The sequence below is a fragment of the Isoptericola sp. NPDC060185 genome, assembly GCF_042728595.1.
Classification (GTDB): Bacteria; Actinomycetota; Actinomycetes; order Actinomycetales; family Cellulomonadaceae; genus Isoptericola.
The window spans coordinates 1-22,590 of the sequence record NZ_JBHWYY010000046.1 but is presented as its reverse complement, the minus strand read 5'-3'; the positions used below and the strand labels follow the sequence as shown (position 1 = coordinate 22,590).

The 22,590-nt window shown below is 76.0% G+C and carries 17 protein-coding genes; 6 read left to right on the top strand and 11 right to left on the bottom strand.

Annotated elements, in window-relative coordinates:
* Nucleotides 1-57: 57 nt before the first annotated feature.
* Genes ACFWDO_RS14615 through ACFWDO_RS14605 form a run of 3 tightly spaced genes read left to right on the top strand, consistent with a single transcriptional unit; the run spans nucleotide 58 to nucleotide 3,367 of the window.
* Entirely contained in the window at nucleotides 58-1,404 is a 1,347-nt protein-coding gene (locus ACFWDO_RS14615; protein ID WP_380318525.1) for a glycosyltransferase family 4 protein, read from the top strand.
* Nucleotides 1,401-2,255, top strand: a complete 855-nt coding sequence (locus tag ACFWDO_RS14610) for a PIG-L deacetylase family protein (RefSeq protein ID WP_380318528.1) — start codon at nucleotides 1,401-1,403, stop codon at nucleotides 2,253-2,255. The genes ACFWDO_RS14615 and ACFWDO_RS14610 overlap by 4 nt, the downstream gene beginning before the upstream one ends.
* Nucleotides 2,252-3,367, top strand: a complete 1,116-nt coding sequence (locus ACFWDO_RS14605) for a glycosyltransferase (RefSeq protein WP_380318531.1) — start codon at nucleotides 2,252-2,254, stop codon at nucleotides 3,365-3,367. The genes ACFWDO_RS14610 and ACFWDO_RS14605 overlap by 4 nt, the downstream gene beginning before the upstream one ends.
* Here the strand turns inward: ACFWDO_RS14605 and ACFWDO_RS14600 are convergent.
* From ACFWDO_RS14600 to ACFWDO_RS14560, 9 genes are read right to left on the bottom strand one after another with little or no spacing between them, the layout of a single operon-like run.
* Nucleotides 3,360-4,289 carry a glycosyltransferase gene (locus ACFWDO_RS14600; RefSeq protein WP_380318534.1) on the bottom strand — a complete coding sequence of 310 codons (930 nt, stop codon included), beginning with the start codon at nucleotides 4,287-4,289 and terminating at the stop codon, nucleotides 3,360-3,362. The genes ACFWDO_RS14605 and ACFWDO_RS14600 overlap by 8 nt on opposite strands.
* Nucleotides 4,286-5,677, bottom strand: a complete 1,392-nt coding sequence (locus tag ACFWDO_RS14595; RefSeq protein ID WP_380318537.1) for a glycosyltransferase family 4 protein — start codon at nucleotides 5,675-5,677, stop codon at nucleotides 4,286-4,288. The genes ACFWDO_RS14600 and ACFWDO_RS14595 overlap by 4 nt, the downstream gene beginning before the upstream one ends.
* Nucleotides 5,674-7,182, bottom strand: coding sequence for an oligosaccharide flippase family protein (locus ACFWDO_RS14590; RefSeq protein WP_380318540.1), 1,509 nt, complete (start codon nucleotides 7,180-7,182; stop codon nucleotides 5,674-5,676). Before ACFWDO_RS14590 ends, ACFWDO_RS14595 begins: the two co-directional genes overlap by 4 nt.
* On the bottom strand, nucleotides 7,179-8,435 hold the full coding sequence (locus ACFWDO_RS14585; RefSeq protein ID WP_380318543.1) for a glycosyltransferase family 4 protein: 1,257 nt from the start codon (nucleotides 8,433-8,435) through the stop codon (nucleotides 7,179-7,181). The genes ACFWDO_RS14590 and ACFWDO_RS14585 overlap by 4 nt, the downstream gene beginning before the upstream one ends.
* The gene (locus ACFWDO_RS14580; RefSeq protein ID WP_380318546.1) at nucleotides 8,432-9,535 is read right to left on the bottom strand and encodes a DegT/DnrJ/EryC1/StrS family aminotransferase; all 1,104 of its coding nucleotides are present in this window, start codon (nucleotides 9,533-9,535) and stop codon (nucleotides 8,432-8,434) included. The genes ACFWDO_RS14585 and ACFWDO_RS14580 overlap by 4 nt, the downstream gene beginning before the upstream one ends.
* Nucleotides 9,532-10,173: an acetyltransferase gene (locus ACFWDO_RS14575; protein ID WP_380318549.1), complete on the bottom strand. Its 642-nt coding sequence runs from the start codon at nucleotides 10,171-10,173 to the stop codon at nucleotides 9,532-9,534. Before ACFWDO_RS14575 ends, ACFWDO_RS14580 begins: the two co-directional genes overlap by 4 nt.
* Before the next feature lies 1 nt (nucleotide 10,174).
* The gene (locus tag ACFWDO_RS14570; protein ID WP_380318552.1) at nucleotides 10,175-11,332 is read right to left on the bottom strand and encodes a DegT/DnrJ/EryC1/StrS family aminotransferase; all 1,158 of its coding nucleotides are present in this window, start codon (nucleotides 11,330-11,332) and stop codon (nucleotides 10,175-10,177) included.
* Nucleotides 11,329-12,324 carry an NAD-dependent epimerase/dehydratase family protein gene (locus ACFWDO_RS14565; protein ID WP_380318555.1) on the bottom strand — a complete coding sequence of 332 codons (996 nt, stop codon included), beginning with the start codon at nucleotides 12,322-12,324 and terminating at the stop codon, nucleotides 11,329-11,331. The genes ACFWDO_RS14570 and ACFWDO_RS14565 overlap by 4 nt, the downstream gene beginning before the upstream one ends.
* Nucleotides 12,321-13,439, bottom strand: coding sequence for a Gfo/Idh/MocA family protein (locus ACFWDO_RS14560; protein ID WP_380318558.1), 1,119 nt, complete (start codon nucleotides 13,437-13,439; stop codon nucleotides 12,321-12,323). The genes ACFWDO_RS14565 and ACFWDO_RS14560 overlap by 4 nt, the downstream gene beginning before the upstream one ends.
* 298 nt (nucleotides 13,440-13,737) lie before the next feature.
* On the opposite strand from ACFWDO_RS14560, the gene ACFWDO_RS14555 reads away from it, so the two are divergent.
* From ACFWDO_RS14555 to ACFWDO_RS14545, 3 genes are read left to right on the top strand one after another with little or no spacing between them, the layout of a single operon-like run.
* Nucleotides 13,738-14,499 carry a hypothetical protein gene (locus ACFWDO_RS14555; protein WP_380318561.1) on the top strand — a complete coding sequence of 254 codons (762 nt, stop codon included), beginning with the start codon at nucleotides 13,738-13,740 and terminating at the stop codon, nucleotides 14,497-14,499.
* Nucleotides 14,496-15,893 carry an MFS transporter gene (locus ACFWDO_RS14550; protein ID WP_380318564.1) on the top strand — a complete coding sequence of 466 codons (1,398 nt, stop codon included), beginning with the start codon at nucleotides 14,496-14,498 and terminating at the stop codon, nucleotides 15,891-15,893. Before ACFWDO_RS14555 ends, ACFWDO_RS14550 begins: the two co-directional genes overlap by 4 nt.
* The gene (locus tag ACFWDO_RS14545; RefSeq protein WP_380318567.1) at nucleotides 15,890-16,927 is read left to right on the top strand and encodes a TolB family protein; all 1,038 of its coding nucleotides are present in this window, start codon (nucleotides 15,890-15,892) and stop codon (nucleotides 16,925-16,927) included. Before ACFWDO_RS14550 ends, ACFWDO_RS14545 begins: the two co-directional genes overlap by 4 nt.
* 145 nt (nucleotides 16,928-17,072) lie before the next feature.
* Here ACFWDO_RS14545 and ACFWDO_RS14540 read toward each other — a convergent pair whose 3' ends face one another.
* Nucleotides 17,073-21,776 carry a DUF4082 domain-containing protein gene (locus tag ACFWDO_RS14540; protein WP_380318570.1) on the bottom strand — a complete coding sequence of 1,568 codons (4,704 nt, stop codon included), beginning with the start codon at nucleotides 21,774-21,776 and terminating at the stop codon, nucleotides 17,073-17,075.
* A gap of 129 nt (nucleotides 21,777-21,905) precedes the next feature.
* Nucleotides 21,906-22,511, bottom strand: a complete 606-nt coding sequence (pth, locus tag ACFWDO_RS14535; RefSeq protein WP_380318573.1) for an aminoacyl-tRNA hydrolase — start codon at nucleotides 22,509-22,511, stop codon at nucleotides 21,906-21,908.
* Nucleotides 22,512-22,590 lie beyond the last annotated feature (79 nt).

The following is a 22,590-nucleotide window of genomic DNA, read 5'->3' as shown; positions in this document are numbered from 1 at the left end:
CCCTTTTCGCCCCCGCCCGACCTTCCCGGGCGCGGCCGCCCCGCCAAGACTGGCGGGATGACCCGTCGAGCACCGCGTGTCCTCGTCATCATCCAGAACCTGCCGCTCCAGGTGGACCGGCGGGTGCGCCTCGAGACGCGCTCCCTCGTGGACGCCGGCTACGAGGTCAGCGTCATCTGCCCCCGCGGCGAGGGCGACCCCCCGCGGGCCGACGTCGACGGCGTCGCGGTGTACGCGTACCGGCCCGCCCCGCAGGCGTCCGGCGCGCTCGGGTACCTGCTGGAGTTCGCCTGGTGCTGGCTGCGCACGGCGCTGCTGTCGCTGGTGGTGCGGCGCGAGCGCGGGTTCGACGTCATCCAGGCCTGCAACCCGCCGGACACGTACTGGCTCCTGGCCCGCCTGTGGCGGCTGCGGGGGGTGCGGTTCGTGTTCGACCACCACGACCTGAACCCGGAGCTGTTCCGCACCCGGTTCGGCGAGCCCACCACCCCCGCCCGGCGCGCCCAGCACCGCGCGCTGCTGTGGCTGGAGCGCATGACGTTCCGCACCGCCGACCGGGTGATCTCCACCAACGAGTCGTACCGGGAGATCGCGCTGAGCCGCGGCGGCGTGGACCCGGAGCGCACGGCCATCGTGCGCAGCGCGCCCGACACGGCACGGATGCGGCCCGTCGCCGTCGACCCCGCCCCCGGCGTCCGCACCCTGGCCTACCTCGGCATCATGGGTCCCCAGGACGGCGTGGACGTGGCGCTGGACGCCCTGCACGACCTCGTCCACCGCCGCGGCCGCACCGACGTGCGGGCGGTGCTGATGGGCTTCGGCGACTGCCTGACCGACCTGCGGGCGCAGGCCACGCGGCTCGGGCTGGGCGACGTGGTGACGTTCACGGGCAAGGTCGGGTCGCGGGAGATCGGGGAGCACCTCTCCCGCTCCGTCGTCGGCCTCGTGCCCGACCCCCGCTCGCCCCTCAACGACCTGTGCACGATGAACAAGACCATGGAGTACATGGCCTACGGGGTGGTGCCGGTCTCGTTCGACCTCAAGGAGACGCGCCGCACGATGGGCGGCACCGGCGTGGTGGCGCCGGTGTGCGACCCGTCGTGCCTGGCCGACGCCGTGGAGTCCCTGCTGGACGACGACGACCGCCGCGTGACGCTCGCGCTCGCCGGCCGCGAGCGCGTCGTCGACCGGCTCGACTGGCGGCCTCAGGCCACGACGTACGTGGGGGTGTTCGACGGCCTGCTGGGCCGCCCGCCGTCGGCGCCGCCCGCCGCCGCGCGTCTCGCCGTGCACGACGAGTGGGGCCGGCCGTACGTGGCGGGCGCCGACCTGGAGGCGCACCTGCGCGCCCGGGCGCCGCGGACCTTGCCTGCCGTGCCCGCCGAGCCCCGCGTGGCGTCGTGACGGCCGCGGGCGCGGTGCGGCGGGCCGCCCGCGGGGTGATCACGCGCACCGCGCGGGACGTCACGGCGGCGGTCGCGGCCCGCGACGCCGTCGTCCTCGCACCGCACCCCGACGACGAGACGCTGGGCGTCGGCGCGACGATCCTGCGCAAGGTGGCCGCGGGCGCCCGGGTGACCGTCGTGGTGGTGACCGACGGACGGCACTCCCACGCGAGCCCCGTGCTGCCGCCGGCGGAGCTCGCCCGCCGGCGGTCGCTGGAGATGGCGGAGGCGGCGCGGCGCCTCGGCCTGGGCGCGGACGCCGTCCGCCGCGTGGGCCTGGAGGACGGCACGGTCGCGGCGCACGAGGACGCGCTGGTCGACGCGCTGGCCGCGCTGCTCGACGAGCTGCGCCCCGCGGAGCTCTACACGACGGCCGCCGGGGAGCCGCACCCCGACCACGCCGCGGTGGGCCGGGCGGCACGCCGGGCCGCGCACCAGGCGGCGCTGGGCGCCGCGCGCTCGTCGGCGCCGGGGCCGGAGGTGCTGGAGTACCCCGTGTGGCTCTGGGGGGCCTGGCCGTTGACGGCCGGACGCCGGGCCGGCTCGGTGCTCGACGCCGCCCGGACGGTCGTGGGACGGCGCGCGGTCGCGGTTCGCACGGGCGCCCACCGCGACGCGAAGCGGTTCGCCCTGGACGCGCACGCGAGCCAGCTGCGCCGGCCCGCCGAGGTGCCCGACGACGCGCCCTGGGCGGTGCTGCCGCCCGACGTCCTGGCGGCGGCGCTCGGCGACCGGGAGGTCTTCTTCCGCGCCCCGTCCCCCGGCGCGGCCCGGCCCGCAGGCGCCGCCCCCGCGGTGGTGCGGCGATGAGCGCGGCCCGGCGCGCCGCCCTGCGCGCCGTGAACGCCGCCCGCCGCGCCCGGGACGACCGGCGTCGGACGCCGCCGCAGGTGCGGCTGGGCCGCGCGGACGGCCGCCGCCGGATCTTCTACCTCTCCCCCGACCCGCCGATGCCGCGCGGCGGCGTGCGCGTGTTCTACCAGCACGTGGACCTGCTGCGCGCCGCCGGGTTCGACGCGACGGTCGTGCACTGCCGCCGGGGCTACCGGGCCGGCTGGTTCGCCAACGACACGGCGGTCGCGGGGGCGCCCGACGTCACGGTCACGCCCGACGACGTCCTCGTCGTGCCCGAGTACTACGGCGGGACGCTGGACCGCCTCCCCGCGGGTCCCACCGTCGTCGTGCTCAACCAGGGCGTCTACCACACGTTCGACGCCGTCGACGTGGCGGCCGCCGCCGCCCTCGTCGGTCCCCCGGTGAGCGCGGTGCTCACGGTCTCCGAGGACAGTCTCGACCTGCTGCGGTTCACGTTCGCCGGCGTGCCCGTGCACCTGGTGCGCCCGACCCTCGACCGGGACGTGTTCCACCCCGGGGACGGCGCACCCCGCGGGCGGCGGATCGCGTACGCCGCCAACCGGCGGGCCGACGAGAGCCACCACCTGCGGTGCGTGCTGGAGGCCCGGGGCCGGCTGGCGGGCTGGGAGCTGGTGCCGATCGTGGGGATGTCGGAGGCCGAGGTCGCCGACACGATGCGCTCCTGCCCGATCTTCCTCAGCATGAACGAGCGGGAGGGCTTCGGGCTGCAGCCCGCGGAGGCGATGGCGTGCGGCTGCTTCGTGGTCGGCTACACCGGCCAGGGTGCCCGCGAGTTCTTCGACCCCCGGTACAGCGCCCCCGTGCCGGACGGCGCGCTGCTCGACTACGCGCGCGCCGTGGAGGAGGCGGTCGCCGCGTTCGAGGCCGACCCGGACGCCCTGACGCGACGCGGCCTGGACGCGTCCGCCGCGCTCCTCGCCCGCTACGACGAGGCAGGACTGCGGGGCGACCTCGTCGCGTTCTTCCGGTCCCTCGGCCTCGCACCCGCCGCGATCGACGACGGGGCGGGCGCGGCCGGCCCGACGGCCGCGGACCGGCTCAGATGAAGGCGAGCGTGGCGGCGGTGCGCCACAGGTCCGGCGACACGAACCCGCCGCGGACGATGGTGCGGCGCCGCGCGACGGGCCCCGTCCGGCGCACCGACACGAGCTCCTCGAGCGCGCGACGGCTCGCGGCGGGCAGGTCGTCGCGGTAGGTCTCCAGGAACAGCTCCCCCTGGTCCACGCGCAGCCCGACCCAGCGCCGCACGTCCGCGGGGGCGGGCAGGCGACGCAGGGCGCCGACGAGGCTCGACCGCTTCGGCGCCGAGACGTTGCCCCCGTGGATCCGGTAGCGGATGCGGGGCTCCGGGTCGTGGTCGACGACGCCGAACGCGGCCGCGACCAGCCCGATCCACCAGTCGTGCATGACCGCCGCGGGCGGGATTCTCCCGACCCGCTCCACGAGGCTCCGGTTGAGCACGGCGGTGCAGCCGGTGACCGTGGGGTGCATCAGCGCGGTGCGCAGCCGGGACCCGTACTCCGGCCGGATCGACTTGAAGGCCCAGAACGACGGCGCGACGGGCCGCCCGTCGCCGTCGATCACCTCGAGGTCCCCGTGCACCAGCACCGGGACGTCGGCGCCGTGCTCCCGCTCGAGCGCGCGCACCCGTGCCAGGCCGGCCTCGACCTTGTCGGGCAGCCACACGTCGTCGTGGTCGGCGAGGAGCACGTGGTCCGCGCGGGAGCCCGCCAGCAGCGCGGCGAAGTTCGCCGCCGCGCCCCCGCTCGGCACGGACCTGCGCAGCACCCGCGGGGGGTGCGCGAACCGCCCGGCCCACGCGTCGACCAGCTCCAGCGTGCGGTCGGTGGAGACGTCGTCGCTCACGACGAGCCGGAAGTCGCGGTACGTCTGCGCCGCGAGGGACTCGAGCAGCGGCCCCAGGTAGCGCTCGCTGTTGTACGTGGCCAGCAGCACCTCGACCGTCATCCGGCCACCACCCTCCGCAGCAGGTCCGCGTGGGCGCGCACGGACCGCGCCGGGCTGAAGCGCCGGGCCGCGTCGGCGGCGATCTCGGCCCGCGACGCGGCGTAGTCCCCGCGGGCGACCGCGACCATCGCGTCGACGACCTCCTCGCGGTTGGGCTGCCGCCGGAACCGTGCGTACTCCATCTCGTCCCACGTCAGCCCGACCGGCCGGCCCAGCGGGTGCCCCACGACGACGCCGTTGGCGACGGGGCCGCCGACCTGCTCCCGCGCCCCGCCGACGTCGCTCAGCACCACGGGGGTGCCGGCCGCGAGCGCCTCCATCGAGGACAGGGCCCAGCCCTCGAAGTACGAGTCGAGGACGAAGACGTCGGCCGCGGCGAGCACGGCGTCCACGCGCCACAGGTTGTCGCGCAGGTGGATCCGGTCCGCGGCGGGCGACCGGTCCCGGCGCGCCACGACCTGCCGCGAGTAGACGGCCTCGTCGGCGCGGCCGCAGACGAGCAGGTGGGCGCGGGGCAGCGCCCGCGCGACGTCCTCGAAGGCCTCCACCAGCGCGTACGTGTTCTTCTGCATGTTGTGCCGGGCCAGGGACACGAAGAGCGTCTCGTCCTCGAGGCCGAGGCTGGCCCGGCAGGCGTCGTGGCCGACCGCGGAGACCTTGTCCGGGTGGACGCCGTTCGGGATGACGTGCACGGCGGCCGCGTCGAGCCCGCCCGACTTCGCCAGGTACTCCTCGCGGACCAGCTCGCTGACGGCGACGACGGCGGCGAGGTCGCGCGACCGCTCCAGGACGGCGCCGCCGTCGAGCGCGAACAGGTCGTGCATGCCGTGCAGGGCCAGGACGGCGGGCACGCCGAGCCGGCGCGCGACCCGCACGGGCCACCGCACGTCCCCGTGGAGGTAGACGACGTCGGGGCGCCAGCCCTCGATCCACCGGGCGCCGTCGGCGCCGGCCGCGTCGACCACCTCGACGCCGTCGTCCAGGAGCCGCCGGCCGAGCTGCCCGATCCCCTGCGGCTCGTCGTCGGAGGCCACCAGCACCGCGACGTCGAACCCGTGCGCGGGCAGCGAGCGCGCCAGGTGGGACACGACCTCGTCGACGCCGCCCGTCTCGAGGGAGTGCGTGACCAGCAGGCACCGCCGCCGCTCCCCGGAGGTGCCGGGGGCCGGTGCGGCGGCCGGGACGGGTGCCAGGACGGGTGCCGGGACGGGCGGCGGCGCCGGGAACGGGGCGGTCGTCCGCCCCGCGACGAGGGGCCCGTCCCACCCGTCGAGCTCGACGCCGGGCGGGCGACGCCGCAGCGGTCGCAGCAGGGCGCGGGCCCGCCGCGACAGGACCCGGGACGCCGCCCGCTCCAGCCGCAGCACGGTGCCGCGCGCCGCGCTCACCGGGCCACCTCCGGCTCGGGAGCGGGCGCCGGCCGCCACGCGGCGGGGATGCGTCCGCGCGCCCCGGGCGGGAGGAGCGCGACGAGCTGGCGCCCCGCGAGCGCGAGGTACGCCAGGCCGCCGCAGGCGCCCCCGGCGAGCAGGGCCAGCCAGGGCACGGGGATCGGCGCGGCCACGAGGTGGGCGAGGACCCCGGCCGCGACGGCGGACAGCAGCGGCCACGCGCCCGCGCGCGCCGCGCGGCGCAGTACCGGGCCGAGCGCGCGGCGCAGGACCACGAGGTAGACGGGCAGGGTGACGAGCAGGATCGTCACGACGTGCGCGGTACCGGCCCCCAGGAGGCCGGCCTGGTGGATGCCGGCGAGCAGCGCCGGGACCAGGACGACGAGCGCGCAGACCTGGACCACCAGGATGACGACGGTGCGGCCGCAGGCGATGAGCACGTTGGCGACGAGCTGGCCGAGAGCGTTCGCCGCGCCGAAGACCGCGAGGACGGTGATCACGGGCGCGGCGTCGGACCAGCGGGCCCCGTAGAGGGTGATGACCAGCGGAGTCGCGAGGGCGGCCGTCATCGCCGCGATGGGGAACGAGACCAGGGTGACCGCGCGGACCGCGGACGCCAGCGCCGCCCCGGTGTCCCCGCCCTCGCGCCGCACGGTGGAGAACGCGGGCAGGACGACGCCGTTGAGCACCGACGCGATCACCGACGACGCCCAGGACGAGACGTTGAACGCGAGCGTGTAGAGGCCGACGTCCCGCAGCTCGAGCGTGCGCCCCACGAAGACGTAGTCGATGTTCACCACGACCTGGCTCAGCAGGTTCGCGAGCGCGAGGGGCACCCCGAAGCGCAGCAGCAGCCGCACGGAGCCGCGGTCCCAGCCCGGTCCGTACCGCGTGGTCAGCGCCACGACCATGAGGGTCCCGGTGACCAGCTGCCCGCCCACGCGGGACCACGCGAACGCGAGCGCGCCGTCGCCCACCAGCGCCAGCCACACGAGGGTGCCGGCGCCGACGAGGGTGCCGACCAGGTTCGAGCGGAACACGACGTCCTGGCGGAAGTCGCGCTGCAGCTGGGCGGCCGGCACGACGAACAGGCCGGACATCGCCACGGAGACGGACAGCACCCGGAGCGCGGGTGCGGCGTCCGCGGAGCCGAGGAGCGTCGCGACGGGCATTGCGAAGTACGCGAGGAGCCCGCCGAGCAGCACGTTGACCCCGACGGAGATCGTGACCCCGGTGGGGGCGACGGCCCGCTCGTCGAGGTCGTGGCGCGCGATCGCGGAGGCCACGCCGAGCTCCGCGAACGTCACGACCATCGCATGGGCGGTGACGGCGAGGGTGAAGAGCCCGAACTCGTCGGGGGCGACGATCCGCGCGGCCACCGCCATGACGGCGATGTTCGACAGCCGCATCATGATCGAGTTGCCGCCGAGCCAGAAGCTCGCCCGCCGCACCTTGCCGGTGAGGGCGGTCTCGTCCGGCGCGGGCCGCCCGGCGGTGGTCATCGCCCGCTCCCGCGCCACCGCCGGGCGGCCCTGCCGAGGGCGGCCCTGCCGAGCACGGTCGCGGCGTCGGCCAGCCGCAGCGCCCCCGAGGGGCGGGTCGCGAGCGCCTCGCGGTACACCTGCTCGAGCGTCGTCGCCGCGGCCTGCAGTCCGTACCGCTCGCGTGCCGTGCGCAGGCCGAGCTCCCCGAGCGCGGCGCGGCGGCCGGGGTCGCGGTGGAGCTCGTCGACGAGCGCGGCGAGCGCCCGTACGGGGTCGGCCGCCCCGCCCGTCCCGTAGAAGCCCTGGCGCTCGAACTCGGCCACGCTCGACGGCTCGTAGGTGCGCGCGTACCCCTGCTCGCCGACCACGACGAGCGCCGTGCCGTGGGCCAGCGCCCGGATCGCGGACCCGCCCATGCCCAGCACGACGTCGGCCGCCGCGTAGGCGGGGTGCGGGTCGACCAGGGCGCCGGGCAGCGTGACGGCGCGGCGGCCGAGGCGCTCGTCGACGCGCGCGGCCTCGGCCGCGACGTCGTCGTAGGCGTCCCCGTCGCCCACGACGACGAGGCGCACGCCCGGGTCGTCGAGCGCGGCGACGGCCGCGACCGCCTGCCGCACCCCCTCCGCCTTCATCTCCTGGTCCAGCCGCGTCACCATGACCACGAGCGTCTGGTCGTCCGTCACCCCGTGCTCCGCCCGGAACGCGGCTCCCCGCGCCGGGTCCGGGCGGTCGGTGTCGAGGTCGACGGGCGGCTCCATGAGGTGCACCGGTGCGGCGAGCCGGCGCGCGGCCTCCTGCCGCATCTCCCCGGTCCCCACCACCAGCGGCACGCGGGGCGAGCCCCAGAAGTGGTTCTCCATGTACCAGTTGGTCTCCACGCCGGCTCGGGCCCCCCAGCCCACCGACGACACCGCGAGCACCCGGCCCAACCAGGGGGCGAACACGTGCACCACGTCGGCCCGGTGGCGGGCGGCGGCGCGGGCGAGCGCCCGGGCGTCGCCCCGGAGCCCGCGGCCGGGCTCCAGCACCTCGACGTCGACGTCGTGCGCCCGCGCGTAGGGCAGCACCGACACCGCGACGTCGTCGTCCCGGAACGCGACGACCTGCACGTCGTGCCCGCGGGCGCGCAGCGTGCGCGCGAGGTCCACGGCGTTGATCTGGCAGCCGCCCAGGGCGAGCCCGGCCAGTCCCACGACGATCCGGAGCGTCCCGGCGGGGGCGGCGGACCGCCGCCCGGCGCGCGGGATGCTCGCGGTGCCGGCGGTGCTCACCGGACGGCTCGGCTCAGGGCCGCGACGACGGCCTCCTGCTGCGCCTCGGTGAGGTGCGGGAACATCGGCAGCGACAGGATGCGTCCGGCGGCGCGCTCGGCGACGGGGAACTGCCCGGCGCGGTGGCCGAGGTGGGCGTACGCGTCGGTGAGGTGCAGCGGCGTCGGGTAGTGCAGCGCCGCGCCGATGCCGGCGTCCTGGAGGTCGGCGAGGACGCGGTCGCGGTCGTCGACCTGCACGACGTACAGGTGCCACACGTCCTCGTAGCCCGCCCGGACGGCGGGCACGCGCACGCCGGGCACGTCGGCGAGCAGCCGGGCGTAGCGCTCGGCGGCGACGCGGCGCGCCTTGTTCCACGCGTCGAGGCGGCGCAGCTTGGCGCGCAGCACGACGGCCTGCAGGGCGTCGAGCCGGGAGTTGAAGCCCACCCGGTCGTGCACGTACCGCACGGTGCTGCCGTGCGCGGCGATGCTGCGGACGGTGGCGGCGAGCTGCGGGTCGTCGGTGGTGACGGCGCCGGCGTCGCCGGCGGCGCCGAGGTTCTTGCCCGGGTAGAAGCTGGTGGCGGCGACGTCGCCGAGCGCGCCGGCCCGGCCCTCGGGCGAGGACGCGCCCTGCGCCTGGGCGGCGTCCTCGACGATCGCGAGGTCGTGCCGGGCCGCGAGGGGGCGCAGTGCCTCCACGGGCGCGGTCTGCCCGTACAGGTGGACGGGCACGACGGCGCGGGTGCGCGACGTGACGGCCGCGGCGACGGCGTCGGGGTCGACGAGCAGGTGGTCGGGGTCGACGTCGACCAGGACGGGCACGGCCCGGATCCGGGAGACGGCCTCGGCGGTGGCGACGAACGTGTTCACGGGGAGGATCACCTCGTCCCCGGCGCAGACGCCGACGGCGCGCAGCGCCAGCTCGACGGCGTCGGTGCCGTTGCCGACGCCCACGCAGTGCCGGGCGCCGACGAACGTCGCGTACTCCTCCTCGAAGGCGGCGACCTGCGGCCCGCCGACGAACGCCGCGGCGGCGAGCTGCTCGCGCCAGACGGGGAGCACGTCGTCCGCGATCTCCGCGGACTGGGCGGCCAGGTCGAGGAACGGGACCTTCATGCGGACACCTCCAGGCGGCGGGCGGGCACGCCCGCCCACGTCTCGTGCGGGGGGACGTCGGCGAGGACGACGGCGCCCATGCCGACCGTGGCGCCGGCACCGACCTCCGCGCCGGGCCGCACGGTCGCGTTCATGCCCAGGTAGGCGCCGCGGCCCACGTGGACGCCGCCGCCCAGCGCGACGCCCGCCGCGAGCGTGGCGAACTCGTCGACGCGGCAGTCGTGCGTGATGGTGACGCCCGGCATCGCGACCACGTGGGCGCCGACCTCCGCGTCGGCGGTGATCGTCACGCCGGCGAGCAGGACGGACCCCTCCCCGACGGGGCAGCCGGCCGGGTTGCGCACGGTGGGGTCGAGCACGGTGGCCCACCGGCTCACGCCCAGGTCCTCGGCCCGGGCGACGACGGCCGCGCGGCCCTCCGACGGGCCGACGCACACGAGCACCTCCGCCTCGGGGAACAGGCCGACGTCGTCGACGGTGCCGAGGACGGGCGCGCCGGAGACGGCGCGGGGCAGGTCGAGGTGCCGCTCGTCGTAGCGGTCGTCGAGGACGCCGAGCACGTCGCGGCCGGCGGCGCGCAGCACGGGCAGCACCTCGCGCGCGAGCCCGCTCGCGCCCAGCAGCAGGACGGCGGCCACGTCAGCCCCCCGCCGCGCGGACGACGGCGACGACGCGGTCGAGCTCGTCGTCGGTCATCGTGTGGAACAGCGGCAGCACGAGGGTGCGGTCGGTGAGGCGTTCCGTGACGGGCAGCGGCACCCCCGCCCGGTGGGCGTGCGCGGGCTGGCGGTGGGCCGCCATGATGCCGCGGCGCGCGGAGACGCCCGCGGCGCCGAGCGCGGCGAGCAGCCCCTCGCGGTCCAGCGGGTAGCCGTCGCCCACCTCGAGCCACAGCGACTGGAAGTTGCCCGTCCCCCACGCGGGGTCGTCGACGAGCCGCACCCCGGCGACCCCGGCGAGCGCGGCGCGGTACCGGGAGGCGAGCTCCCGGCGGCGGGCCACGACCTCGGGCAGCCGGCCGAGCTGCACGAGGCCGACGGCGGCCTGCAGGTCGGTCATGCGGAAGTTGAAGCCCACCTCGTCGTACACCTCGGGCGGGGCGACGACGCTGGCGTGGCGGTCGGCGGCGGACACGCTCATCGCGTGCTCGCGCAGGCGTCGCGCGCGGGCGGCGAGCGCCGGGTCGCGGGTGGTGAGCATGCCGCCCTCGCCCGTGGTCAGGAGCTTGCGGGGGTGGAACGACCAGGCGGTGAGCTCGGCCCCCGCCCCGACGGGGCGGCCGCGGTACGTGGACCCGGCGCCGCAGGCGGCGTCCTCGATCACGACGATCCCTCGCGGGTCGCACAGGGCGCGGACGGGGTCGAGGTCCACGGGCACCCCGCCCTGGTCGACCACGATCACGGCGCGCGTGCCGGGCGTGAGCGCCGCGGCGACCGTGGCGGCAGTGACGTTCCCCGTGCCGGGGTCGACGTCCGCGAAGACGGGGCGCGCGCCCACGTAGGTGGGGGCGTTCGCGGTGGCGACGAACGAGAACGACGGCACGACGACGTCGTCGCCCGGCCCGATCCCCGCGACGACGAGCGCGAGGTGCAGCGCCGTCGTGCAGCTCGACGTCGCGACGGCCTCGGCGGCGGCGACCGCGTCGGCGAACGCGGCCTCGAACGCGGCGACGCGCGGGCCCTGCGCCACCCAGCCGGACGCGATGACCTCCGTGACGGCGGCGATCTCCTCCGCGCCCATCCACGGCTGCATCACGTGGATGCGCGGCAGCGTCTCGGCGGTCGGTCCGGCGGTCATGCCGGCACCGCCTGCCGGCCCGCGGCGATCTCCTCGCGCAGGGGGCGCCACCAGTCGACGAGGAGCCGCAGCCCCTCCTCGATCCCGATGGTGGCGGTGAAGCCGAGGTCGTCGCGGGCCGCGCGGGTGTCCGCGAGGCGGCGCGCCACCCCGTTGACGGCCCGCTCGGGCCCGTGCTCCACGCCCAGGTCGGAGCCCATGACGCGCAGCAGGGCCTCGGCCAGCTCGAGCAGGCTCGTCTCGGTGCCGCTGGCGATGTTGTAGTGCCCGTCGGCGACGTCGCTGAGCGCGGCGAGCACGTTGGCGCGCGCGATGTCGGGCACGCAGACGAAGTCCATCGTCTGGCGGCCGTCGCCGAAGATCAGCGGCGGTCGCCCGTCGGCGATGCGCTCCATCCAGCGCACCAGCACCTCCGTGTACAGGCCGTGCACGTCCATCCGCGGGCCGTAGACGTTGAAGTACCGCAGCGCCACGTAGTCGAGCCCGGACATGGCGCGGAAGGAGCGCAGCATGCCCTCGTTGAACGACTTCGCCGCCCCGTAGAAGGTGTCGTTGTTGTGGTGGTGGTGCCGCTCGGAGGTGGGGAACTGCTCCGCCATCCCGTACACGGACGCGCTGGACGCGGCCACCACCCTGTCGACGCCGTGCTCGGCGGCGGCCTCCAGCACGGTGAACGTGCCGTCGACGAGCACCTCGAGCGCGAGCCGCGGCTCCTCGGCGCACTGCGTGATCCGGATCGCCGCCTGGTGGAAGACGAGGTCCTTGCCGTGGGTGAGGTCGTGCACCAGGTCCCGGTCGGTGATGTCGCCCTCGACCAGCTCCGCCCGCCCGGTGGCGAGCGCGTCGTCGAGGTTGGCGCGCCGCCCGCGCACCAGGTTGTCCAGGACGACGACGCGGCCGGCGCCGGCGTCGAGCAGCTGGTCCACCAGCGTCGACCCGATCGTGCCCGCCCCGCCGGTGACGAGGACCTCCGCCCCCTGCAGCGTGCTCATGCCGCACCCCCCACCAGCTCGCCCAGACCCCGTCGGTGCCCGACGGGGTACCCCGAGGGGCGCCCGGCGGGGACGCCGTCGCCCACCGGCGCGCCGTCGGCGGCGAGGCTGCGCGACGCGGCCTCCAGCACCCCCAGCACGCGCAGCCCCGCGGCGCCGTCCGTGACGGGCGCCCGGCGCTCGCGCACCGCCGCCGCCAGCTCCGCGACCATGACGCCCAGCGCCTCGCGCTCCGCGAGCGCCGGCGACCACGTGTCGCCCAGCCGGTAGGACACCGTCGCGGCGCGCCGATCCAGGCTGTCGAGCGCCTGCGTCTCGAGGTCCACGCCCCGGTCGTAGACGGACAGCCGCTGCTGCGGGTTGAGGTCGTCCCACACGAGGGTGCGCCGCGTGCCGCCGATGGTCATGCGCCGCACCTTCGTGGGGCTGAGCCAGTTGACGTGCACGTTCGCGACGGCGCCGCCGCCGAGCGGCAGGAACAGGTAGCCGACGCACGCCTTGCCGGCGCCGAGCGGGTCGCCGCCGTGCGCCGACACCGACTCGGGCCGCAGGCCGCCCGGCAGCACGAAGTCGATGATCGACAGGTCGTGCGGCGCGAGGTCCCAGAACACGTCGACGTCGGGCTGCACCAGGCCGAGGTTGATCCGCACGGAGTCGATGTACAGCAGGTCGCCGAGCTCGCCCGACGCCACCAGCTCGCGGATCTTCAGCACGACGGGCGTGTAGCAGTAGGTGTGGTCGGTCATGAGCACGAGGTCCCGCGCGGCGGCCTCCGCCACCATCTCCCGCGCCGCGTCGGCGCCGTCCGCGATCGGCTTCTCCACGACCACGTGCTTGCCGGCCCGCAGCGCCGCCATGACGACGGCGTGGTGGGTGCGCGCGGGCGTCGCGACGGCGACCGCGTCCACGTCGTCGCGCGCCAGGAGGGCGTCGAGCGACGTCTCGACGGCGACCAGGTCCGACCCGCCGGACGACAGCGCGACCCGGCGCGCCCGCTCCTCGTCGAGGTCGCACACGGCCGTGAGCTCCCAGTCCTCGGACGCGGCGAGGTTGCGCGCGAGGTTCGGCCCCCAGTACCCGGCGCCCACGACGGCGGCCCGCAACGGTGACGGCATCTTCGACTCCTCCTGCCGGCGCCCGACGACGCCCTCCCGCTGTCCCCGACGGACACCGGATGCGTCGAACGTAAGCGCGCGGTCGGGACCCGTTGAAGGCCCGTCGTGCCAGTTCACCCGCCGATCCCGGGTGAAACGAGGCCCGCGGCGGGCGGCGCACGAGGAGGGCGGGTGAACTCCGCCGGTGCCGGGGTGAACTGTCGTCCCGCCCGGTCTCCGCGGCGCGCCGGAGACATAGCCTGACCGCACGGCGACCGCCGTCGCCGCCGCGCCCGCCCGAGCCCTTCCGAGGTCCGCCGTGCACCGTCGTCCCGCCCCGCTCCTCGCGGCGACCGTCCTGCCGGTCGTCGTGGTCGCCGCGCTGCTCGGCGGGTGCTCGCCCACGGGCTCCGGCGGCGACGGGACGGGCGGCGGCACCTCCGCGACGCCCGTGACCCGCTCGACGGACCCGACCGACGCCGACCCGACCGACGCCGCCGCCGGAGACGGCACGGCCGCCACCGGCACGGACGCCCCGGCCACCGGCACGGACGCCTCCACCACCCCGACGAGCGACCCGACCGCCGGCAGCGGTGGGCAGTCCGGCGGCGACGGGAGCGAGGTCGCGCCGCCCGCGAAGGCGTCCGCGACCGGCCTCGGCGACCTGCTGGCCGACGTGCCCGCCGCGGGCCGCCTCACCCACGCCCCCCGTAGCGGGAACGCCACGGACCGGCTGGTCGTGGGCTTCCCGGACGGCGTCGTCCTCGTCCCCGAGGACGCCACGGTGCGCAGCAGCTCCGTCACGCGCGAGAAGCGGCGCGTGCAGGCCGCGCTCGCCGCCGGCGTGCCCCGCCCGTGCGCCGACGTGCTGCTGGCCTACCGGTCATGGTTCACCTCCGGCGGGTTCGCCGAGGCGCCGCGGCGCGGGGAGGCCGCCGGCACGCTCGCCCGGTTCACGCGGGGCACAGGCTCGAGCGCGGAGTCCGTCACCGTGGCCGCCGACGCCCGCGGGGCGAAGGGCGGACGCTGCGCCGTCGAGCTGCACGCCGCCCTCGTCGTGCCCGCCGGGGCCGCGCGGTGACCGCGCCCGCGGGCACGTCCCGGCCCGCCGTCGCGCCCGACGGACCGGCCGGCCCCACGGGGCGGCCCCGCTCCCGCACGGTCGGCAAGGTGTCGTCGGTCGTCGTGAGCCTGGGCGTCGTCAGCCTGCTCACCGACGTGTCGTCCGAGGCCGTCGCCGCCGTCCTGCCCCTGTACATGACCACGGCGCTCGGCCTCACGACGATCGCCTACGGCCTGGTCGACGGCGTGCTGCAGGGCGCGAGCTCCGTGGTGCGCATCGCCGCGGGCTGGGCCGCCGACCGCGGCGGGCACCCCAAGCGCGTCGCCCTCGTCGGCTACGCGGCGTCCGCGCTCACCCGCGCCGGGCTGCTCCTGTCCACCGGGGCGGGCGCCCTCGTCGCGCTCGTCACCCTCGACCGGTTCGGCAAGGGCATCCGCACCGCGCCCCGCGACGCCATGATCGCCGCGTCCTCCACCCCGCGGAACCTCGGCCGGTCGTTCGGCGTGCACCGCGCCCTCGACACCGTCGGCGCCGCCCTCGGCCCGCTGCTCGCCTTCGCCGTCCTGTGGCTCGTGCCCGACGGGTACACCACCGTGTTCGTCGCGTCGTTCGGCGCCGCGGTGCTCGGCGTCGCCGTGCTCGTGCTCCTCGTGCCCGACGTGCGGCCCCGCAGCGCCGCCTGGCTCGCCAAGCACCGCACCCGCGGCGAGCGCGGCCTGCCCGCCTGCAAGGGCTGCACCTGCGACGCCCCCGGCCTGGAGACCGTCGGGGTGCGGTTCAGCTGGGCGTTCCTGCGGATGCCCGCGATGCGGCGCACCGTGCTCGTCGCCGGGTTCCTCGCCCTCCTGACCGTCGGCGACGGGTTCCTCTACCTGGCGCTGCAGGACGGCGGCCAGTTCGCCGCGCACTGGTTCCCGCTGCTGTACGTGGGCACCAACGTGGCCTACATGTCCCTCGCCGTGCCGTTCGGCCGGCTCGCGGACCGTGTGGGCCGCACCCGCGTGTTCGTCGGCGGGCACCTCGCGCTGCTCGCCGCGTACGTGTGCGCCACCGGGCCCGGGTCGCTGCCCGTCACGCTCCTGGTCCTCGTCCTGCTGGGCGCCTTCTACGCCGCCACCGACGGCGTGCTCGCCGCCCTCGCGGGCGCGACCGTGCCCGCCACCGTCCGCGCGTCGGCCATCGGCACCGTGCAGACCGCGGTCGCGCTGGGGCGCCTCCTGGCCTCCGTCGGGTTCGGCGTCCTCTGGTACACCGTGGGCCGCGACGCCGCGCTCGCCACCGTGGCCGTGCTGCTCGCCGTCGCCGTCCCCGCCGGGTGGCTCCTGCTGCGCGGCCACGGCGACGCCGTCCCCGCGCCCGGCGACTCGCAGGACACCGCCCCGTCCCGCGCCCGAGCGGACAGCGGTCCGTGAGCCGCACCGCCCGGATCGCGGCCGTCGCCGCGATCGCCGTCGTCGTGCTCGTCGTCGTCGGCGTCGTCGGGGCGCTCGAGCTGCGGCGCTCGCGGGCCGAGCGGGCCGCGCCCACCGACGTCGCCGTCGCGGCCGCGGGCTCCTTCGACGACGGCCCGCGGATCGTGTTCCGCTCCACCGCGCCCGGCGACCTGTTCGGGCGCGTCGCCGTCGTCCCGCTCGACGACCCGGCCGGGCCGCGCGACGTCACCCCCGCCGCGTGCGACCGGGTCGACGCCGTCCCCGGCCGGGCGTCGTGCCTGCGCACGGGCCGCGGCGTCGCCCCGACGTTCTCCGCGTCCGTGCTCGACGCGTCGTGGCGCGACGTCGCGACCTGGCCGCTCCCCGGGGTCCCGAGCCGCACCCGGCTGTCCGACGACGGCACCCGCGTCTCCACGACGGCGTTCGTTACCGGCCACTCCTACGCCGCCACCGGGTTCTCCACGGAGACGGTGATCCACGACCTCTCGGCCCTGCCCGACGGCGAGCCGGCCGGCCTGGGCAACATCGAGGAGTACGCGCTGCTGGTCGACGGCGAGAAGATCGCGCCGGTCGACCGGAACCTGTGGGGCGTGACGTTCGTCGACGACGACACCTTCTACGCCACCGCGCAGTCGAAGACCCTCGGTCACACGTGGCTGGTGCACGGCGACGTCGCTGGCCGCACCCTCACCGCCGTCGCCGAGGACGTCGAGTGCCCCTCCCTGTCCCCCGACGGCACGCGCATCGCGTTCAAGCGCGACGTCGGCGACGCGCCGCAGGTGCACTGGACGCCCGCCGTGCTGGACCTCGCCTCCGGCGACGTCACCGTGCTCGACGCCGAGCAGCGCGACGTCGACGACCAGATCGAGTGGCTCGACGACGCCACGATCCTCTACGGCCTGCCCCGCGCCGACCAGCCCGGCGTCACCGACGTGTGGCGGCTGCCCGCCGACGGCTCCGGCTCCCCCGCCGTCCTCGTCCCCGAGGCCTGGTCGCCGTCCGTCGTCCGGTGAAGCGGTCGCTCAGCGCCGCGTGCTGACGAGCGTCGACGACGACGGGCGCCGCCGCCAGGTCAGGTCGTCGCCACGCCCGCGCGACATGCCGACGGGCAGATGACCCGGCGGTAGCACGCCGCTGCCCGAGGGCGCGGCGGCTCGGTCATCTGTCGGCCACGAACAGCACGTCCACCCAGTAGCTGTGCGGCGCGGTGCCGGACGGGAAGCCCTGCCCGTAGACGTACGCGCCGCCCGGAACCAGCGTCGACAGCGGCCCCACGGTCCGCACCTGGGACAGGGCGTTCCTCGTCACCGCGTACCAGCCGTTCGGCGCCCAGTACGAGGCGACGAACGACTGCCCCGCGGTCACCCGCGCCGGGGTGTCGAACAGGATCGTGCGCCACCCGGTGCCGGACACCTCGGCGGCGGATCCGGTCCCGAGCAGCGTGCCGCCCGACGACCACAGGTACCCGACGTGCGTCCCGGTGTTGCCGGGGCCCTGGTAGAAGCGCACGCCCTTGACCGTGCCGGCCTGCGTCGTGGTGATGCGGGTGCCCACCTGGACCGGGTCCGGGTCGGGCCACGACGCCGAGGCCGGGGTGTCCGCGTCGGTCCAGAGCCCGGTGGGCACCGGCTCGGTCACCGCCGTGGTGAACGACCAGGTCTTCAGCACGTCGCCGGCGAGGGTCACCGTCGCCGTCACCGTCACGCCCTCGGGCAGCGCCTGGGAGGGCGTGAACGTCACCCGACGCGTCGCCGGATCGTAGGACGACGTCCCGGCGACGGCGGTGGTGCCGACCTTGAGGGCGAGGACGGGGTCCGCCGCGATCGGCGCGTACGACAGGCGGGCCGTCACCGTCGTCGCCGCAGGGACGCCGGTCGCGCCCGCGTCCGGCGACACCGACGAGACGCGCAGCGGGCCGTTGGTGAACACGACGTCCACCCAGTAGTTCGCGTTCTCGTAGCTGTACTGCGGGAAGCCGCCCCCGTAGAGGTACCGGCCGCCCCCCACGGGGACCGCCAGGGGGCCGGCGGAGTACGCCTGCCCGAAGTAGTTCCTGTCGTAGGAGTACCGCCCCTGCGGCGCCAGGTACGACACGACGTACTTCGCCCCCGCCACCACCGGCACCGGCGAGGAGAAGGTCGCGGTCTGCCAGCCGGACGCCGTCTCGTTCGTGAACGTCGCCGTCGCGAGGCGCGTGCCGCCCTCCGACCACAGGGATCCGGTGTGGGTGCCGCCGTTGCCCGCACCCTTGTAGAAGCGCACGCCGGTGACGTACCCGTCGTCGTCGGGCACCACGACGGTGCCGAGCTCGACGGCCGCGGAGTCGCGGTCCGCCTCGACCGCGGGCCGCGCGCTCCCGAACAGCGTGCACGGGCACGCCCCGGAGGCCGCGGCCGTCGTGAACCGCCACGTGGACGACAGGTCCGTGCCACCGCCCGTGCCGGCGAACGACGCCGTGTAGACCGCTCCGGCCGCGAGCGCGGCGTCCGGGTCGAGCGTGAGGGTGCGGCCGGTCGCGTCCTTCGTGGTCGTGCCGGCCACGACCACGCCGAGCGCGTCGCGCAGGGTGAGCGTGGCGCCGGCGGCGAGCGGGACGCTCGCGGTGACGGAGACGGTGGTGGCGCGGTCGACGTCGATCGCGCCGTCGGCGGGCGTGCGGGCCGACAGCGTCGGCACCGTCGGCGTCGGCGTGTACACGACGTCCACGAGGTAGCCGGTGGACGTGGTGGTGCCCGGGAAGCCCGTGCCGTACGTGTACGCCCCACCGTTCGGAGGCGTGGCCAGCTGCGGGGTCGTGATCGGCTGCGCGAGGCCGCCCGCGGCCACGGCGTACCGGCCGGTCTCGGTGCGGTAGCTGACCGTGTACGTCTGGCCGGCGGTCACCGGGACGGGCGCCGGCAGGGCGGTCTCCTGCCAGCCGGACGTCACGGGCGAGGTCACGGTGGCCGTCGACAGCCGCGTGCCGTCCGGGCCCCACAGCGCCACCGTGTACGGGCCGCTGCTCGCGGCCCCCTTGTAGAACTGCACGGCGGACACCGTGCCGTCCGCCGCGGGGGTGAACCGCGTGCCCAGCGTCACCGCGTCGGGGTCGGTGTCCGCCTCGACGCCGGGCCGCACCGACTCGTCGTACAGGCCGCACGGGCAGTCCACCGACGCTGGCCGCAGGGTGCGGAAGGACCACGACGCGCCCGTGCCCACGGTCTTGCCGTCGGTCGACGTCGCCGACACGGTCGCCGTGTACGTCACGAAGCCGGCCAGGGCGGCGCCCGGCCGGAAGGTCACGGTGCGCGTGGTGGGGTCGTAGGTGGTCGCGCCGCTCACGGCCACGCCGTTGGAGTCCTTCAGCACCATCCGGACGGTGCCGGCGTCCACGACCTTCGACAGCCGGACCGACACGGTCGTGTCCGTCGGGACGCTGACGGTGCCGGCGGCCGGCTGCTGGCCGATCGCCGCGAGGGGCGAGTCGTCGGTGGTCGTGAACACGGGGTCCACGTAGTAGGCGGAGTTGTCCCAGGTCTGGGTGGGCACGGTGCCGGCGTTCCCGAACACCCCCGCCGGCGTGGCCCCGAACCCCCCGGGCACCGACAGCGGGTACGCGTCCACCGGGCGCGAGGAGAACGCGTCCGCCGCGACCGCGTAACCACCCGCCGGTGCGGTGTACGAGGCCGTGTAGGTGACGCCGGCGGCGACGGCGACCGGCTGGGAGAACTGGGCCGTCTGCCATCCGGTCGCGGACTCGCCGGTGAAGGTCACGGCGGCGAGCTGCTCCCCCGACGGGCCCCACAGGGCGCCGCGGTGCGTCCCGGTGTTGCGCGGGCCCTTGTAGAACCGCACGCCGGTGACGTAGCCGTCCGACAGCGGCTCGAACCGCATCCCCAGCTCGACCGCGGACGTGTCGTCGGTCGAGGGCGTCGCGGGCGTCTCGGCTCCGAAGACGGAGCACGGGCACGAGACCGTCACCCCGACGGAGGACTGGGCGCCGATGTTGGCGCTGTCGTCCGTGGCCCGCGCCCGGATCTGGTTCGCCCCCACCCCGTGCTGGATCCCCGTGTACGACCACGTGCCGCGGCCCGTCGCGGGATGCCACGTGCTGCCCCCGTCGAGGGACACCTCCACGCCGGCCACCTTGCCGCCGCCCGCGTCGGTCGCGGTGCCCGTGACCGTCACCTTCGACCCGTTGGAGAGGGCGCCGCCCGTGGGCGAGGTGATCGTCGCCGTCGGGCCCTGCGTGTCCGTGGACGCCGGGGTCGCCGTCAGGCCGGCGGCCGGGGTGCGGGGCTGCGCCCCCATGTCCGCCAGCAGGTTCATCGTCGCCTGCCGCATGCGGGCGTCGGCGGGGGCCCCGTCGCCGTCGTGCGTCTGGTCCAGGCCCCACGCCCACTGCACCGTCCCGGCACCGAAGACGAGCGCGCCGCTCGGGGCCCGGTACAGGGTCGCGTGGTGCGTGGTGGTGCCCGGCTCGACCGTGTTGCCGAAGTCCTGCAGGTACTCCGGCACCGCGCCCGTCGTCGTGGACAGGCGCACCAGGCCGGCCGGCCGCGAGCCGTTGTCGACGTCCTCGTCGTTCTCGTAGCCCACCGTGTGCGCGGCGAGCGCCTTCGACGTGCCCGGCGCGAGGTTGGTCAGGTCGGTGCCGCGCCACAGGCGGAGCTTCCCCTCCTCCGCCGTGACCGTGAGCGGCAGGTCGGAGTAGTTGACCATGTACATCGTGCCCGTGAGCGAGTTCTCCGGCCGCCCGGCGCCGTTCGCCGTGCTCGCGAAGCGCGGGTCGCGCCACGTGCCGGTCCACTCGGCCTTCGGGTCGAGCTTCCGGTTCGCCCACGTCTCCTTGTAGGACACGAGGGTGCGGTACGGGGTGGCCCCGCCCGCGGCGGCCGGCTCGTAGCGGGTGTGCCAGTAGACCTCGTTGCCGCTGAAGAACGCGAGGTTCACGCCCGCGTCGCGCGCCGCCTCGACGTTGGCGCGCTGGCCGCCCGACCAGTACTCGTCGTGCCCCACCGACAGGAACGTCTTGTGGTTGAGCAGCAGGCTGCCGTACCGGTCGGTGTCCACGCCCGCCTGGTAGGAGACGTCGTACCCGTTCTGCTCCAGGAAGCGCACCATCGCGTACTCGGAGCTGAAGTAGAAGTCGCGACCCCGCTCGAACCCGCGGGTCGAGAACGGCCGGTTGTAGCTGAGCTTGTACGCCCGGTTGTTCGCGCCGCCCTGGTAGAAGTCCGAGCCGCCGTACATGTTGTACGCGTGCCAGGTCGGGTCGGACGTCTGGAACACGATGTCGGAGCGCGAGTCGTCGTCGCGGACGACGAAGGTGATGTGGCTCGCGCCTCCCGTGTCCGGCCGGTACAGCCTCGCCACGTACACGCCCGAGACGGCGTCGGTGGGCACGTTCCAGTGCGCGCTCACCGCCCAGTTGCCGCAGTCGTACAGCTCGGTGGTGACGTCGTTCATGCACTCGGGCTGACGCTGCGGCAGCGCGACGTCGAGCGGGATCGACGTGATGTGCCGGGCGCCGAGGCCCTGGTACCAGCCGGTGCGGTACACGTCGATCGTGTAGGCGCGCGCGTCGGTGTCGATCTTGAAGTCGATCCGGTCGCCCCCGTCGACGCTGATGTCGGTCGCGAAGCCCTGGATCGAGGAGTCCCCGGCACCGCTGATCTCCCACTCGTCGGGGTCGGTGCCCGGCTTGGAGTTCTCGCACACGATCGGGTTGCCCCCGGTGGTGCAGGGGTCACCTGCGGCCGTGGCGGTGGTGGCGGTGAACGCGCCGGCGACGAGGGCCAGCACGCCCAGCACGGCGGCGGCCGGCCGGTGCCGGACCGACCGGCGTCGACGGGAGTCGGCACTCGCCAGGGCGCTGTTCACGCCTGCAAATCTACGAGCGCGATGCCCGCGGCGGACCGGCCCGGAGGGAAATCCACCCGGCCGCGCGCGGGTGATTCTGCGTGCCCCGAGCACGCGCCCGTGGCCCTCGCGAGGCTCGGACGACGAGGCTCAGGCGCGGGCGGTGTGGAACTTCCCCTGCGCGGCGAGCAGGCCCTCGACCAGCACCATCTCGACGGCGTCGGCGGCGTCGTCGACGAGGATGGGCAGGTCCTTGCGCTCGGTGGCGGAGAAGTCCTTGAGCACGTGGTCGGCGGTGTCCGTGCGGCCCGGCGGACGGCCGACGCCGACGCGCACGCGGACGTAGTCCTTGGTGCCGAGCGCCTTGGTGATGTCGCGCAGCCCGTTGTGGCCGCCCTCGCCGCCGCCGGACTTCAGCTTGATGGTGTCGAACGGGATGTCGACCTCGTCGTGCACGACGACCACCTGCGCGGGGTCCACGCCGTAGTACTTGACCAGCCCGGCGACAGGGCCGCCGGAGGTGTTCATGTACGTCGTGGGCTTGGCGAGCACGACGCGCGGGCCGGGGCGCCCGCCGGGCAGCACGCCGAGTCGGGTCTCGGCGACGACGGCCTGGGCGCGCGCGTGCCGGGAGAAGCGGGCGCCGGTGCGCTCGGCGAGCAGGTCGAGCACCATCTGCCCGACGTTGTGCCGATTGCCGGCGTACTTGGGGCCGGGGTTGCCCAGCCCGACCACGAGCCAAGGGGTGTCCGTCATCTGCATCCCTCTCCCACGCGTGCCCCGAAACCTGTTGTGAGCGGGCGTTTGGCCCACTTCCGCGTGCGGAAGTCGGCCA

Excerpts from the sequence above, each read along its gene's own strand:
- ACFWDO_RS14615 (WP_380318525.1), top strand. The coding sequence starts at position 58 with ATGACCCGTCGAGCACCGCGTGTCCTCGTCATCATCCAGAACCTGCCG.
- ACFWDO_RS14600 (WP_380318534.1), bottom strand. The coding sequence starts at position 4,289 with ATGACGGTCGAGGTGCTGCTGGCCACGTACAACAGCGAGCGCTACCTG.
- ACFWDO_RS14605 (WP_380318531.1), top strand. The coding sequence starts at position 2,252 with ATGAGCGCGGCCCGGCGCGCCGCCCTGCGCGCCGTGAACGCCGCCCGC.
- ACFWDO_RS14590 (WP_380318540.1), bottom strand. The coding sequence starts at position 7,182 with ATGACCACCGCCGGGCGGCCCGCGCCGGACGAGACCGCCCTCACCGGC.
- pth (WP_380318573.1), bottom strand. The coding sequence starts at position 22,511 with ATGACGGACACCCCTTGGCTCGTGGTCGGGCTGGGCAACCCCGGCCCC.
- ACFWDO_RS14570 (WP_380318552.1), bottom strand. The coding sequence starts at position 11,332 with ATGACCGCCGGACCGACCGCCGAGACGCTGCCGCGCATCCACGTGATG.
- ACFWDO_RS14565 (WP_380318555.1), bottom strand. The coding sequence starts at position 12,324 with ATGAGCACGCTGCAGGGGGCGGAGGTCCTCGTCACCGGCGGGGCGGGC.
- ACFWDO_RS14560 (WP_380318558.1), bottom strand. The coding sequence starts at position 13,439 with ATGCCGTCACCGTTGCGGGCCGCCGTCGTGGGCGCCGGGTACTGGGGG.
- ACFWDO_RS14580 (WP_380318546.1), bottom strand. The coding sequence starts at position 9,535 with ATGAAGGTCCCGTTCCTCGACCTGGCCGCCCAGTCCGCGGAGATCGCG.